The following is a 15,534-nucleotide window of genomic DNA, read 5'->3' on the forward strand; positions in this document are numbered from 1 at the left end:
AGTGTGAATATGATACGTCACTCGTCCATTCTTTGGCACTACACTTACGGCGCTGTTTTTACGGCGCTATGCGCGTTTGCCGGATTGATCGGGCTCGTGGCCTATCAGCTTGAGGACAGCATGGCCCGCCAGGAAAGCGAGCTGCTGCAACTGTCTCAGTCGCGCCTGCAGGAGAAACTGTCCGCCGATGTGGAGCTTGCCGGAACGCGCCTGGAATTTCTTTTTCAGGACAGGTTCCGGCGGTTGAACTCGATTGCCGAGCGCGCCGACACTGCGAAGGCCATCGCGTCCCGGAATGTGGTCGCCATGTCCGAGTTGCTCGGTCCGGCCGCAAAGCTGGCGGATGTCGACGGAATTGTTGTCCTGGACGATGAGGCGAGGGTCATAGGTGCCTCGTCCTATAACGCCGATCTCGTGACACTGGGTTCCAATATCGAGGGCTTCAGCTTCTATTCCGACATGGTCCAGTCTCTGAAGGTAAGTTACCCGGGAGAGAAACGGACCATCTCGAAAATAGTGCCAATCAGTGACACCAAGGTGTTCGTTCCGGACGATAACATCAACGCGGTCTCGCAGATCATCTTCGTGCCGGTCTTTGACGATTTCGGCTACGTGATCGGAGGGCTTCTGGCGCAGCGTTGGCTGCGCCCGGAGGAAACCCTGCTAGCGGACCTTGCCAAGATCAATGCCTTCGAGCTGGCCATCATCTACGACGAGAGGATCATCTCGGAAGCGAATTTCCTCGGCAATGAATCCGATCTCGTCAGCATGCCCGAAACTCCGAACCTGACGTTCAACGGAGAAAGGGTTATCAAATGCGGCGTGCCGGTGCTGCCGCTGTCGATTTGCGCAATGATGCCGATCGAGGCTCTGACGGAAACCCAGAACGAACTCACCAGGATCGGGATCGAAGAGGAAGCAAAACTGCTCAAGTGGCTTCTGCTCTTCGGGCTTCTGACGCTCGTTGCATTCGCCAGTGTCGCCTTTCTCCTCGCCCGTCAGGTCACCCGCCCGCTGACAAACATTACCCGCGTTCTGTCCGGGATCCCGGACGGTGATTTCGAAAGCAAGGTGGTTGGCACCGAGCGCAGTGACGAAGTCGGCGATATCGCACGCTCTGTCGTTTCCCTGCAGCGATCCGTCAAGGAACGCGACGCGCTGCGTCTCAGGGTGAGCGAGAAGAACCTGATCCTGAAATCGCAGGAAGCCCGGCTGCGCGAACAGAACATCCTGTTCGATGCCGCTCTCAGCAACATGTCGCACGGCCTGTGCATGTTCGACTCGTCCGGCAAACTGATCGTCTCGAACCAGCGCTATCTGGAACTGTTCGAAATGGAGCCGGATAGCATCAAGCCGGGCATGACGGCGGCCGAACTTTCCACACTCCAGAACCTGGAAACGATCGAGCCGGAGAAATCGCGTGCCGCGGCTTACGGCGCTTCATCTGCGGAGCGCAAGCAGAACCAGGGAACGCAAAGTACGGAGATGGTGAGAATCCGCTCCGGCCGGATTGTTCTGACGACGCGCCAGCCGCTGTCCGACGGCGGCTGGGTGGCCATCTCGGAAGATATTACAGAGCGTCAGGAAGCCCGGGACCGGCTGGCCTATCTTGCCCGCCACGACATCCTGACCCAGTTGCCGAACAGAATGGAATTCCGCGAACAGAAGCAGGCGCTCCTGAAACGTCAGCGGGTTGAAGGAGGCGAATTTGCGATCCTGTGCCTCGACCTGGATGAGTTCAAGACCGTAAACGATGCCCTCGGACATCCTATTGGCGACGAACTGTTGCGGCAGGTGGCTGTCCGGCTGAAGGCGCTTGTCAGCGACAGGGAAATTGTCGTCCGGCTCGGCGGCGACGAATTTGCGATCCTGACCGGTCTGCCTAGCAGCGTGCAGGAGATCGACGAACTCGCCCAGACAATCATCTGGGAACTGTCTCAGCCGTTCCAGATTGCCGATCATGAAATCGTCATCGGTGTGAGTATCGGCATCTCGCTCGCCATGGGAGACGGCACGGCAGGGGACGAGCTGTTCAAACAGGCCGATCTGGCGCTTTACAGGGCCAAGGAAGACGGACGCAACACCTACCGCTTCTTCGAGGCGGACATGGGCACTGCGGTCAAGGACCGGCGTGAACTGATCACCGATCTTCGCAACGCGGTCGGAAACGGCGAACTTGAGCTTTATTTTCAGCCGCAATACTGCCTCGGAAGTTTCACGATTTCAGGGTTCGAGGCCCTTGTTCGCTGGAACCACCCTACCCGGGGGCTCGTATCTCCCGCGGAATTCATTCCGCTTGCCGAGGACACCGGCCTGATCAACCCTCTGGGTGAATGGGTGCTGCAGGAGGCCTGCCGGATCGCGGCGGACTGGCCGCCGCACCTGCGTGTGGCGGTGAACCTGTCGCCGCGCCAGCTGCGTGGCCACGCTTTCGGTCCGGTGCTGATCGAAACTCTCGTCTCGTCCGGATTGCGGGCGGATCGTCTGGAACTGGAAGTGACGGAAGGTGTTCTTCTTACCGACTCAGATGACGTTCTGAACGCCCTGCATCAGGCCCAGTCGCTGGGGGTCAAGGTGTCGATGGATGACTTTGGAACCGGGTACTCTTCGCTCAGCTATCTGCGCCGTTTCCCGTTCAACAAGATCAAGATCGATCAGTCCTTCGTGCGGTCGATGGCCTACTCGGACGATTCCATATCCATCGTGAAGGCGATCATCGATCTGGCCAAGAACCTCAACATGACCACCACCGCCGAAGGCGTCGAGACCAAGGAACTGCTGGACATGCTGGTGGATATCGGCTGCACCGAAGCGCAGGGCTATTACCTCGGGCACCCCATGCCGGTGGCGCAAGCCCAGGAACTGATCTTCTCCATTGATCAGGCGATATCGACCGCAGCCCAATAGAGCGGTTTGTGCTTGTATCCGCCATTCATTTGATGACGAGAAAAGCTCCAGCGTCCGGCTTGAATTTCAAGTCGCCGGCCGGCGACCCTGAGCGGATATCTTACCGCGCCGGAGCGGATGTGAACGGCGTTGCCGCCTTGCGCAGCAGGGCGCCGGCAAGGGCCAGAACGCCTCTATCTTCCTCAGCCACATAAAACGGGTCGGCATAAAAGGTTGCCCCGGACTCTCTGGCGAGCTCGCGCATCGCTTCCACATGTGCGGGGGCGCCTGCGGAATAGATGACGTGGTCCGGCGTCACGTCGCCGACGAGGTCCTGCGGACGTGCCGACAGCACGGTTTCATCGTCGCCGTCGCTCGCCGTCAGTGAAATCGCGATGCCGCGATTGCGCAGCCAGCGCACCGCGTCGCGCATGTAAAGACCGTCTCTGGTTCTAGCTCCGGCAATGATACGGATGTCCCGACCGGGCTGACCCATGCTTGCGGCAACCGCAATCGACCATATCGGAGCAAACCCGGTTCCGGTCGAGGTCAGAATGATCGGTTCCGGCTGACGGCGCAGGAAAGCGTTGCCGAACGGACCGTGAAGCTTGACGCTATGGCCCTTTGCAATGCCGGTTCCCAGTTGCGAGGATACGGCGCTGTCGGGATAGACCTTGATGTGGAAGACGATGATGTCCTGTTCCGCGTCCAGGTTGAGCGGTGTCGTCGGGCTGTAGTCCCGGGGCGGATAGCCGGCGAAGGTGGCCCGCAGGTACTGGCCGGCAAGCCACGTGACCGGCCGTGCCACGCGGATGCGGACCTCCAGGTAGTCTTTCTTGACTTCGCGGATGGAATCCACGATGCCCCTGGCCGTTTTCACGATCGGCACGGGGTCATAGGAAATCTCCGCATCGCCCGTGAGGACGGAAATGCACCCGAGCACGGTGTCCTTCTCCCGCGTTCCCAGATCGTCGATCTCGCCGTCCAGCACACGAACCCGGCAGGTTTCGCACTGACCGGAGCAGCAATCATGCGGGATGACGAGGCGTCCCCCGAGGCCGGCATCGATCAGGGTGTCCCCGACATTGGCCTTGATCTTCTTGCCGTTGATCGTAACGGTGCATGTGCTTTTTGACATGTTTGGCGTGTCCGTGGTGTGAAGCGTGGCGGTCCGGTTCGTTCAGGTGCCGATTCAATCGAAGGTCAGGCGCACCGGGCGCGAGTGGCGTGTGTGGCGGGTCTGGTTGTGATCGAAGACCGACAGCCACATGAACAGCCCGTCCTTCATGGCCAGGTCCTTTTCGTTGCCGGTATCCATATCGCGGATGACTTCAAGCGTCCAATAGCCGTCCTGCCACTGCGAACCACCCTCAAGGTCAGCCCGATTTCCCGAGTATTCGCCCTGGATCAGAACGCCGGGAAGAACGGTGCCTACGGGGATTTCGGCGTCCTTTTCCTCGGAATAGGGAACGCTTTCATCCTCGAACATCCACCATTGCGCTCCCTGGTCTTCGCTGGCTTCCACCGACAGGTCGATGTTGCCCATCAGGGCTGCGGTCTTCACGTAGTCGATCGGAAGACGGCGGACACCGACGGTGCCGTGATAATGGGTCTCCGGATCGCCTATATAGTTGTAGATGTAGAAGGCCTTGCCGTCGTCGGAACTGTAGCCGGCGCTGTAACGGCCCTTGCCGGCCAATTGCGCCTCGTTCGGCTCCACGGGCGCGCCGAACCACATGTCATCGACCTTGCCCAGCATGCCGCCGCGCGAAGCCTTCCATTGCCAGACATCGACCAGGCTGCCGTCGGTGGTGTAATGCAGGCCGCGCCCATGCAACGCTGCCGGTTTGTCGCCGAGCGGTTTGGGACCCATATGCGTCGCACCGCCGCCGCCAAAGACGTCATTGGTCGAAAAGGCTACGGAAAACTTGTCTTCATAGAAGGCAGTCTCGTCGGAGATATCCGCCCGGTTGTTCAGCATGCGCCAGCCCTCAGCGGTCTTGACGAGCGGATGCCGTTTCAGGGAGCGGGTGGGGTCTTCCCAGCGAAAACCGAAGGCGATCTTGTCACCTACCTGAACGGCGCGGACTTCAACGGTGGATTCGCCCGTGCCGTCAAGATTCGACCCTTGCTGGGTTCTGACGAACACAGGTTCGGCAGACTGCCAGAGCGCGTCGTCCAGCTTCCCGTCAAGCGCCGGCAATTCATCCGCCTGAGCAACGACGAGGTCGGACCTTGTGCCGAAATCCAGCAAAACGGCAGCGGCGATGATGACCGCCCCGAGTGCGGCGGCGATTGTAAGCGGATGCCGCGCCATGCCGGGAAACCGGCGCAACGTCTGCGGACGGAACAAGCGCAGAAGCTGTCCCAGACCCCCGTAGCAGTAATGAAGGACAACATGTGCGCCGATATAGGCCAGAACCACCACGGCCGCGGTAAAATGAACGGTCACCCAGATGCCGCCGTAGCCCATGTAGAGCAGGACACCCGTCACCGACAACGTGATGACCGCTGCAAACAGGATCCAGTAGGCGATGACGTTGACCGCTGCTATGCGCAGCTTGTTGCTGGCGGGCAGGGTCAGGACGACTATTTTCTTGGAGGAAACCCGCCTTTTCAGACGCGCCAGCGACATATAAGCGGCATAGGCGAAAATCAGCCCGAGAACGAAGACGGCGGAGACGTAGTGCCAGGTCCAGATCTCGCCCTGGGGCAGAATCGGCTCGAACAGTTTGGAGAACCATGCGCCTTCCGCGTCGGAGGACAGTCTGAGCCCCGTCAGAAGGCTGACAAAGATGGCGATCACAAGCGTCCAGTGAAGCAGGATGGTGCCGGGATCGCTGCGCACCGGAGCCTTGACCTTGGGCGGCCTGCCTGCGGTGTCGCGGCCGTCCTGCGACGGCCCGGCTTGTGTGGACGAGTTTGGCGGAGCCGTGAGGTCGAGTGGATGGTGTGTCACGTGGTCCGTCAACATGTCTCTCCTGATCCGAACTGATCCACGATCACATGTTAAACCGGTGAACCATGACGGAAATACTACCATAAAAGTCGATCTTTAAGTCTAGAAAATAACATTTCGAGAACAATGTGAAGCAAAATTATAGGTTGCACCTGCCAGTGAACGTAATCGTGACGCTTGGTGCGAGCGTTAATAGCACAAATAGGTGCCAACAGAATGAAGAAGAACTAGAAGTTTTCTTCCAGAATAAAGTATTATATTAATAAATATGACAAATTTTCTCGTAAAAATGCAGACTCTCTCAATAGTTTTGTCATGTGTCGGAAAATTTGCAGCCACGATTCTGCCGAATGCCGAAGAGGAATGAACTATCGGGATCGAGGTGGGCGTGAATTATACAATTTGATTTAGAAAATCAGCCAGATTTCCGATTCCAGTATTTTCACAAAAGAGTAATTTCCGTAAGGGAAGGTCGAATTTCGCTCTTGAGGCTCTGTATGGCGCGTCGTACCGGGGGGCTCGCCCGCAAGGGAGGAAAAGAGCGGTCCCCACGCGATAATCGCCTTGGCAGGACGCCGCCGATCGGGAGGCTCCGGTCATTGATACAGGTCATATGCCTGTCAAGACATCCCGCTTAACCTTCTTCGGGTTGACCGGCATTGGCGGGTTGCCGGGTCAGCATGATTGCAGGAAGCTGAAGAACCCGCCCAGGATCGATTGCCGCAAAGAGGTGAAAGAGGTGCCGAAACACCTGCTATCCTTGCACTTCACAGGACCATTCGCAGGGGACGACGATGCTGGTTTCCCATAGCCGAATTATCGACATCGTTGGCGACATCATCCGGATTGCGGTCTCGTCCTCCAGGCCCGGATCGGAGGGGCACCCTTGTCTGGGGGATCTGGCGCTCGTGGATCCGGGCATCGGTGAAACCTCGCTCGCCCAGGTCATCAGTATTGACGGCGAAATGGTGTCGCTTCAGGTGAATTCCGGCACCAAGGGACTGGCCAACAACGCCTCCGTCCGTTTTCTGGGCGAGCCCGCGAAGGTCACCTATTCGGGCAATATCCTCGGCCGGGTTTTCGACGGTGCCGGTCATCCCATCGATCGGGGGCCGGACTTGTCGAGCGATCCTTCCGTCCCGCTGGGCGGGCCTTCCGCCAACCCGATGAAACGCGTTCTGGCGTCACGTCTGATCCGCACGGATGTGCCGATGATCGACGTCTTCAACTGCCTGGTGGAAAGCCAGAAGATCCCGATCTTTTCCGTATCGGGCGAGCCCTACAATCCCTTTCTGGCGCGTATCGGAATTCAAGCCGACGCCGACATCGTCGTCTTCGGCGGCCTTGGCCTGATTTTCGACGACTACGCCTTCTTCCGCAAACAGTTCGAGGACGCCGGTGTCTTTCCCCGCACGGTGATGTTCATCAACCAGGCGTCCGATCCGGTGGTGGAGCGATTGCAGGTTCCAGACATGGCGCTGGCGGTTGCCGAGAAATTCGCGGTTGAGGAAGGCAAACGCGTCCTGGTTCTGCTGACCGATATGACAGCCTTCGCCGATGCGCTGAAGGAAGTCTCCATCGCCATGGAGAGGGTTCCGGCGAACCGCGGCTACCCGGGCGATCTCTATTCCCAGCTCGCGCGGCGCTATGAAAAAGCCTGTGACTTCAAGGGCGCGGGCTCGGTGACGATCCTGACGGTCACGACCATGCCCGGCAATGATGTCACTCACCCCGTGCCCGACAACACCGGCTACATCACCGAGGGCCAGTTCTACCTGCACAGCGGTGTCATCGATCCCTTCGGCTCGCTCTCGCGCCTGAAGCAGCATGTGATCGGCAAGGTGACCCGTGAGGACCACAATCAGATCATGAACACCATGATCCGGTTCTATTCCGGGGCGCGGGATGCGGAACAGAAACAGTCGATGGCTTTCGAACTGTCGGACTATGACCGCCAGCTGCTGAAATTCGGTGCCCTGTTCCGCAAACGCTTCATGGACATCGAGGTGTCGAAGCCGCTGGAAGAGGCGCTGGATCTGTGCTGGCAGACCCTGGCGGACTGTTTCGAACCCGACCAGCTTCTGATGAAGCAGGCGCTCATCGACAAATACCTTCCGAACAAGGCGCCGCCGGTGAAATCCGCGGACGGGGAGGCTGCCTGATGGCAAGGCTGGCGCTCAACAAGTCGTCCCTTGCCAGGGAAAGCGAGCAGCTGGCGGAATATAACCGCTTCCTGCCGTCACTGGAGCTCAAGCGTCTTCAGATCGTCGCCGAGCGTGCCCGGGCCAGGAATACCGTGAAGCGGCTGGAAGAGGACTATCGGCGGAGCTTCGATGATATCGCCGCGTCGCTGCCGATGCTCGCCAACAGGCTTGTGCCGCTCCAGGGCCTGGTCACCATCAGGAAGCTGGTGAAGGGAAAACAGAACCTCTCCGGGACCATCCTGCCGACGCTTGAAGACGTCGAACTTGAAATCAAACCCTATTCCCTGCTGGCGCGCCCTCACTGGGTTGACCCGTATGTAACGGGCATGAAGGACCTGTCGCGGCTGAGCTTGGAGCTTGAGGTCGCCAGGGAACGGGTGGAGCTTCTGCTGGAGGCGGAGGCCGTGATTTCGCGGCGGGTCAACCTGTTCGAGAAGGTGCTCATTCCGCAGGCCGCCCGCAACATCCGAAAAATCCGCATGGCCCTGGCGGACGCGGAGCGTGACGCGGTGGTGCGTGCGAAGATCTCCAAGCGCAAGACGGCTGCCCGTGCCGCCGGGGCCAGGATGGCCGAACTATGAGTATCGTTCCCTTGGTCAAGGTGAGCCTGATCGGCGTTCTGGACGACAAGGACACGGTTCTGGATGCCACTCAGCGCTTCGGCGCGTTGCATCTTATCCCGCTTGCCTCGGTGCAAAAGGAGTTGGAGGCCATTCCGCCAGGTGGCGGCCGGGAAGCGGTTGAGGCGCTGCGGTGGCTTGTCGCCTGTCCCTCCCAGCTCCGCACGGTCACCGACCCGGAGGGTTTCGATCTCGAGGGCGTTGTCGAGCAGACCCTGAAGAACCGCAGGGCGCTGAAGGACTGCGAGGATCTTGTCTCCAGGCTCGAAAGACGTATCCGGGATGTCGAACCCTGGGGAGAATTCAGCTTCACCGATCTTGCGCAGATCGGCCACAATCGTTTGTGGTTCTATGTCGTGCCTTTGGAAAAACTCAAGAAGGTCGATCCATCGGACAAGGTTCTGGAAATTGTCCATCGTGACCGGTACCGCGCCTATATCGTGCTTCTGGCGCCTGACGAGCCCCCGGTCAGCGCCATGCCGGTGCCGCGGGTGCATGTCGGTTCCGAAACGCTGTCGACCCTGAGACGCAGCCACGAAGCAGCGGCAATCAAACTCGAGGAACTGCAGCTCGAGCGCCAGGTCCTGACGAAATGGCGCTATGTCCTGGCACGGAACCTGGCCGCTGCGCGGGATCACGCTGCGCGCCGGCGTGCAGCACTCGAGACGGCCGATGCCGAGCGCGTGTTCGTTCTTCAGGCCTGGGCACGGCGCGACCGCATCGCGCAGGTGCAGGACCTTGCCGGCCAACTCGGCGTCGCAGCGCTCATCGAGGAGGTTTCGGAAGAGGACACACCACCGACACTTCTGGAAAACGACCCGTCCGTTGCCGCCGGTGAGGATCTGGTCGAATTCTACCAGACGCCCGGATACCGCGACTGGGATCCCTCCCCGGTCGTCTATGTCTCGTTCATCGTCTTCTTCGGAATGATCATGACGGATGCAGGCTATGGCCTCCTGCTGCTGGTTTTGCTTTTCCTGTTCCGCAAGCGTTTCGCCGGCTCGGCCCTGGGCCGGCGAATGTTCTCGATGTCGATCTGGCTGTCGGTGTCCACGGCGGTATTCGGGGTGGCCACGGGAAGCTATTTCGGCGTGAAACCACCCGAGGGGAGCCTCCTTGCGTACCTCGACATACTGCCCCTCAGGAATGTCGACGCAATGATGAAAATCACGCTCTGCATCGGTGTCCTGCACGTGGTTCTGGCCAACGTCATGCGCGCATGGCATGAAAAAACACTGAGCGGCCGGCTCCAGCCCGTCGGCTGGTGTCTCGTGGCGCTCGGCGGACTGGCCACCTACCTCGGCCAGGGCACATCTCTGGAAATGGCCGGGCCGGGAGCGGTTGTTACCGGTCTCCTGATCGTGGGGGTCTTCGGCAGCGACCGAAAGGTCACGTCGCTGAAGGCCGGTGCACTCCGCATCTTCGACGGGCTCACATCTCTTGCCCGATTCATCAATATGTTTTCCGACGTCCTCAGCTACATGCGTCTCTTTGCGCTGGGGCTGGCGGCAGCCTCGCTCGGAGAGACGATCAATACCCTGTCGGGTCAGTTGAACGATGCGGTCCCCGGCGTCGGGATACTGATCGCCATGCTGGTTCTGGCCGTCGGCCACGCGATCAATATCGGGCTCGGGCTGATCGCCGGCTGTGTGCACGGCTTGCGGCTGAATGTCATAGAATTTTTCAATTGGGGTCTGAAAGACGAAGGCACCCCCTTCCGTCCCTTCAGGAAAGAGGAGACACGCCTGTGAACGAATTCATCATAGTTCTCGGTTGGTTCGGACTTTACGCACCTGTCGCGCTTGGTGCGATCGGCAGTTCCTGGGGGTGCACGCTTGCCGGCAGCGCCGCCATCGGCGCGATGCTGGACAGCGACGGCGGCTACGGCCGCTTTGTCGGCGTGTCCCTCATGCCGTCCTCGCAGGTGATCTACGGCATCGTGATCATGTTCACCCTGCAACGGCCAGACATCGATGCGGCGAACGGTGCGGCATTGTTCGGGATCGGTGTTCTCTCCGGCGTCACGATGTTTTTCACCGGGATACGCCAGGGAGAGGTGCTGGCCTCCGCCATCAACGCCTCCAAGGCCAAGCCGGAGATCTTCGGGATATCCCTGGCTCCCGCCGCGGTGCTGGAAGGCTTCTCGGTTTTCGCCCTGGTGTTCGCATTGGTACTGGCCGGGTCGATCCCGGCTTAGGGGATGGGTTCACGAAGTTCTGCACTCGGGTTGTTCTCAATAGGAGGCGGTAATGTCCAAACATGACGCGGCGGATGACCTTGAAAATGCCGCCGGCGCGGGCGTCCAGGCGCTGATCGAGCGCCTCAAGGCCGAAGGCGTGTCAGCCGGACAGTCCGAGGGCGAGGAAATACGCGCCAGGGCGACGGCGAAAGCGGAGGAAATCCTTACCTCGGCCCGGCAAAAAGCCGACAGGCTGCTGGAGGAAGCGCGCGCAGAAGCTGCCAAAGAGAAGGCGGCAACTGAGGACGGCCTGAAAGTCGCGTCCCGGGACCTGGTTCTCAGCCTGCGCAATGAACTCGGCGAGCGCATCCAGCAGGAGGCAGGCCGGCTGGTGGCAACGACACTCGCCGATGAAACCTTCCTGCAGAAACTCATTCTGGCCATGGCGGCCAACGCCAAAGAGAACGCCTCCGTCAGCGAAACCGAGCCGATGGAAATCGTTCTGCCGGAAAAGGTCGTTTCGTTCGAGGAGCTGAAACAATCGCCTGAGGCGGTGGAGCCCGGCACGCTGACGCATTTTGTCATTGCGCTTGCCGGCGAGGTTCTGCGTGAAGGCGTGACCTTTTCCACCGCACCGGGTCTCGACGGCATAAAGGTCAAGCTCACCGACAGGGACGTTTCCATCGATCTGACCGCTGAGGCGATCGCCACGCTCCTGAAACGACATCTTCAGCCACGTCTGCGCGCCGTGATGGAAGGGGTCCTGAGGTAAGGATGTCCCGGTCGCACCAATATATCATGCTGGTCACCAGCCTGCCGCATCTGGGCAAGATGTTCACCCGCAAGGAGGTGCCGATTTCGGAATTCCGTCTGAAGCAACGGCTGTCGATGCTTCAGCCCGAACATTTGCGCCTGCTGCGGGAACTGGTGGAAGTGACCGCCTGGGCGGGTGTGGCCCGCTACAACCGGGACAGCGAAGTGCTCCGCCGGGCCAGGGAAGTCATCGTCGATCTGAAGGATTACCCCGACCTTCAGCATCTGGTTGGCGCACGCATGGAGACACGCACCGTGATTGCGGCGCTGCGCCGCCGACGGGAGGATCAGGACACTGCGGGTGACATTGAAAACTGGGGCTTCGGCCGCTGGTGCGGCCGGATCGCGAAGCACTGGAGCGATCCGGGTCTAGGCCTCGGCAATTTCATGCCCTGGGTCGCCGAAGCGCACCGCCTGATGCAATCGGGCGAACATATCGCCATGGAACGCCTCAGCCTGACCCAGATTTTCCGTCAACTCGACCACTACGGCATGCTGCATGAATTCGATTTCGAGGCGGTGGCGATCTATGTGCTGCGCTGGGTCATCGTCGAGCGCTGGTCGCGTTACAGCGAGGATGCGGCTCGCGAGCGGCTGCAGCTTCTGGTGACTGCCGCGCTCGGCGGCCCCAGCGAGCTGGATGGCATGGCCGCCGACGAACCTCCCCCCGGCCAGGGTTTATTCGCGGACGTCTCTCCAGCCCTTCAGGGAACCATTTCATGACCAGTCACGCTCAGCTTCCCGAACCGACCGCCCGGATCGTCGCCGTGCAGGACGACCTTGTGACCCTGGCCCCGCTCGACGATGCGCCGCTGATCAAGAATGAAGTGGTGTACATCATTCCCCATGGTCCGGAACGGGATGGCAAGCCACGTGAGTATCTGAAGGCGGAAGTGCTGCGTGTGCGCGGCAGCACGGCAGAGGCACAGGTCTTTGAAAGCACCGCTGGCGTGCGTGTCGGCGACCGGGTGATCCAGAGCGGCGAAATGCTCTCCGTGGCGCTCGGGCCGGGTCTGCTCAGCACGGTGTTCGACGGTCTGCAGAACCCGCTTGCGGATATTGCCGCCGAATACGGCTTCTTCCTGCCGCGCGGGGTTCTGACCAACGCGCTCGATCAGAATCGCAAATGGGCCTTCGAACCCAAGGTCAAATCCCGTGACCCGGTCAGGGCCGGCGATACGCTCGGCACGGTTCCCGAAGGCCGTTTCGAGCACAAGATCATGGTTCCGTTTTCCCTCACCGGAAACTGGACGGTGGAGCGCGTCCGTGAAGGCGCCTTCACGATCAACGAGGTTGTCGCCACACTTCGCAACGAGCGGGGCGAGACCCGCGACCTGACCATGGTCCAGCATTGGCCGGTGCGCCGCGCCATTCCCGAAAGGCTGGTCAGGGAAGGCCAATGCGAACGGCTCTATCCGAACGAACCTCTGATCACCACCCTGCGTCTGATCGATACGTTCTTTCCGATCGCGCGCGGCGGCATGGGCTGTATCCCCGGACCGTTCGGTGCCGGCAAGACGGTGCTCCAGTCGCTGATATCGCGCTTCTCTGCGGTCAATATCGTCATCGTCGTCGCCTGCGGCGAGCGCGCCGGCGAGGTCGTCGAGACCATCACCGAGTTCCCGCAGCAGCCGGATCCTTCGGGCCACGGCACGCTGATGGACCGGACGGTAATCATCTGCAACACATCTTCCATGCCCGTCGCCGCACGCGAAGCGTCGATCTATACCGGCATCACGCTGGGCGAATACTATCGTCAGATGGGCTATGATGTTCTGCTGATCGCCGACAGCACCTCGCGCTGGGCGCAGGCAATGCGCGAAACCTCCGGGCGTCTCGAGGAAATCCCGGGAGAGGAAGCCTTCCCGGCCTATCTGGATTCGGCCATCAAGGGTGTCTATGAGCGCGCCGGTGTCCTGAGAACCGCGACCGGGGAAACCGGCAGTCTCACCATGATCGGCACGGTCTCGCCCGCAGGCGGCAACTTCGAGGAACCGGTCACCCAGTCGACGCTCGGAACGGTCAAGACATTCCTGGGCCTTTCTTCCGAGCGCGCCTACAAACGCTTCTATCCCGCGGTGGACCCGTTGCTGTCCTGGTCTCGCTACCACACCCAGCTCACCGACTGGTACGACGAGAACATCGGTCCAAACTGGGTGCCCAGGGTGGAGGAAATGATCGACTTGCTCAAGAAGGGGGACGAGATCACCCGCATGATGCAGGTGACCGGCGAGGAAGGCGTTTCGACCGAGGACTTCATCCTGCAGCAGAAGGCGCTGTTTCTCGACATGGTCTATCTTCAGCAGGACGCCTATGACGATGTGGACGTGTCCGCGCCCCTGGCGCGCCAGCAGGAAACTTTCGATCTGGTCTACCGGATCGCCGGGACCGGCTTTGCCTTTGACGGCAAGGACGCGGTCCGGCGGTTCTTCACCGAACAGACATCCCTGTTCAGGAACCTCAATTATGCAGCGGACGGCAGTCAGGATCGCAGGGATCTGCTTGAGAAAATCCGCGAAAATGTAAGATCAGCCCCGCGGCATGTGCCTGCGTGAGGATATTTGTATTCACCACATAAACGGCCTGATTAAAAAATAACCTTGACCAGTGTGGTGGCAGCTTCCTAGATTTTCTTGACCAATTGGTCAGCGATGGGCGTAAGCAAGCAAATGCCCGGGCGATTTCAAAGTGACCGGGGCACACCGCCGTTCAGAAAACGCGGAATGTTCGGGTTGCGGTCGAAGTACGGGAAGCCGGCATGGCGCATGGGAAGCGCCGCAAGACCGGGCCGTCAAATGGTTTAAAGTTCCAGAGAGGGCGAGCCGGTAGGTTCTGCCCATAACAAGTAGGGGAATGGTAATGAAGGCATTGAAAAGTCTGGCGCTCGCGTCCGTATTGGGAGCGGGCCTGACATCGGGCGCGGCGCAGGCCGCGGACGAACTCACTCTTCAGCTCAAATGGGTCACGCAAGGTCAGTTTGCCGGCTATTATGTCGCCGAAGACAAGGGCTTCTACGATGAGGAAGGCCTCGACGTGACCATCAAGCCGGGCGGTCCGGATATCGCGCCTCCGCAGGTGATCGCCGGTGGTGGGGCCGATGTGATCATCGACTGGATGCCGTCGGCGCTGGCATCGCGCGAAAAGGGCGTGCCGCTCGTCAACATCGCCCAGCCGTTCAAGAAATCCGGCATGATGCTGACCTGCCTGAAATCTTCCGGCATTACGTCTCCGGAAGACTTCAAGGGCCGGACCCTCGGCGTCTGGTTCTTCGGCAACGAATATCCGTTCCTGTCCTGGATGAGCCACCTCGACATTCCGACCGACGGCAGTGACGGCGGCGTGACCGTGCTCAAGCAGGGCTTCAACGTTGACCCGCTGCTGCAGAAGCAGGCCGACTGCATCTCCACCATGACCTACAATGAATACTGGCAGGTGATTGATGCGGGCATCCCGGAAGAAGACCTGATCGTCTTCAAATACGAGGACCAGGGTGTCGCGACTCTCGAAGACGGGCTCTATGTGCTGGAATCCAGCCTGGATGACCCGGCTATGGTCGACAAGCTGGCGCGTTTCGTGAAGGCATCCATGAAGGGTTGGGCCTATGCCGCCGAGAACCCGGAAGAAGCTGCGGAGATCGTGCTTGAAAACGACGCCACCGGTGCCCAGACCGAGAAACACCAGATCCGCATGGTCGGCGAGATCAACAAGCTGGTCGACGGTTCCGACGGGACGCTCGACATGGAAGCCTACGAGCGCACGGTGAAGTCGCTGCTGGCCGGCGGTTCCGACCCGGTCATCACCAAGGAGCCGGAAGGCGCGACCACAACGGTTGTCACCGACAAGCTCTGAGCGACGCTTCAGAAAGACCTTGCA

The 15,534-nt window shown here is 60.1% G+C and carries 11 protein-coding genes; 9 read left to right on the forward strand and 2 right to left on the reverse strand.

Features of this window, described 5'->3' with window-relative positions:
• Positions 1-9 precede the first annotated feature (9 nt).
• Complete coding sequence (locus Q1B40_RS00980; RefSeq protein WP_299808682.1) at positions 10-2,907, forward strand: EAL domain-containing protein; 2,898 nt, start codon at positions 10-12, stop codon at positions 2,905-2,907.
• A 100-nt stretch (positions 2,908-3,007) separates the two neighbouring features.
• Here Q1B40_RS00980 and Q1B40_RS00985 read toward each other — a convergent pair whose 3' ends face one another.
• Both Q1B40_RS00985 and Q1B40_RS00990 read right to left on the reverse strand, forming a co-directional pair.
• Complete coding sequence (locus Q1B40_RS00985) at positions 3,008-4,024, reverse strand: 2Fe-2S iron-sulfur cluster-binding protein (RefSeq protein ID WP_299808685.1); 1,017 nt, start codon at positions 4,022-4,024, stop codon at positions 3,008-3,010.
• A 54-nt stretch (positions 4,025-4,078) separates the two neighbouring features.
• The gene (locus Q1B40_RS00990; protein ID WP_299808687.1) at positions 4,079-5,860 is read right to left on the reverse strand and encodes an ethylbenzene dehydrogenase-related protein; all 1,782 of its coding nucleotides are present in this window, start codon (positions 5,858-5,860) and stop codon (positions 4,079-4,081) included.
• A 779-nt stretch (positions 5,861-6,639) separates the two neighbouring features.
• On the opposite strand from Q1B40_RS00990, the gene Q1B40_RS00995 reads away from it, so the two are divergent.
• The 8 genes from Q1B40_RS00995 to Q1B40_RS01030 all read left to right on the forward strand — a co-directional run bounded on the left by Q1B40_RS00995 (position 6,640) and on the right by Q1B40_RS01030 (position 15,510).
• Entirely contained in the window at positions 6,640-8,007 is a 1,368-nt protein-coding gene (locus tag Q1B40_RS00995) for a V-type ATP synthase subunit B (protein ID WP_299808690.1), read from the forward strand.
• Positions 8,007-8,630, forward strand: coding sequence for a V-type ATP synthase subunit D (locus Q1B40_RS01000; protein ID WP_299808692.1), 624 nt, complete (start codon positions 8,007-8,009; stop codon positions 8,628-8,630). The genes Q1B40_RS00995 and Q1B40_RS01000 overlap by 1 nt, the downstream gene beginning before the upstream one ends.
• Positions 8,627-10,420: a V-type ATP synthase subunit I gene (locus Q1B40_RS01005; protein WP_299808695.1), complete on the forward strand. Its 1,794-nt coding sequence runs from the start codon at positions 8,627-8,629 to the stop codon at positions 10,418-10,420. The genes Q1B40_RS01000 and Q1B40_RS01005 overlap by 4 nt, the downstream gene beginning before the upstream one ends.
• A complete protein-coding gene (locus Q1B40_RS01010) occupies positions 10,417-10,866 on the forward strand; it encodes an ATP synthase subunit C (protein WP_299808698.1) in 450 nt (149 codons plus the stop codon). Before Q1B40_RS01005 ends, Q1B40_RS01010 begins: the two co-directional genes overlap by 4 nt.
• A gap of 52 nt (positions 10,867-10,918) precedes the next feature.
• Entirely contained in the window at positions 10,919-11,620 is a 702-nt protein-coding gene (locus Q1B40_RS01015) for a hypothetical protein (RefSeq protein WP_299808701.1), read from the forward strand.
• A gap of 2 nt (positions 11,621-11,622) precedes the next feature.
• The gene (locus tag Q1B40_RS01020) at positions 11,623-12,384 is read left to right on the forward strand and encodes a hypothetical protein (RefSeq protein WP_299808704.1); all 762 of its coding nucleotides are present in this window, start codon (positions 11,623-11,625) and stop codon (positions 12,382-12,384) included.
• Positions 12,381-14,216 (forward strand): V-type ATP synthase subunit A, encoded by a 1,836-nt coding sequence (locus tag Q1B40_RS01025; RefSeq protein ID WP_299808707.1) that lies wholly within the window; start codon positions 12,381-12,383, stop codon positions 14,214-14,216. Before Q1B40_RS01020 ends, Q1B40_RS01025 begins: the two co-directional genes overlap by 4 nt.
• A gap of 304 nt (positions 14,217-14,520) precedes the next feature.
• The gene (locus Q1B40_RS01030) at positions 14,521-15,510 is read left to right on the forward strand and encodes an ABC transporter substrate-binding protein (protein ID WP_299808710.1); all 990 of its coding nucleotides are present in this window, start codon (positions 14,521-14,523) and stop codon (positions 15,508-15,510) included.
• Positions 15,511-15,534 lie beyond the last annotated feature (24 nt).

The organism is uncultured Roseibium sp. (assembly GCF_947496995.1).
Classification (GTDB): Bacteria; Pseudomonadota; Alphaproteobacteria; order Rhizobiales; family Stappiaceae; genus Roseibium.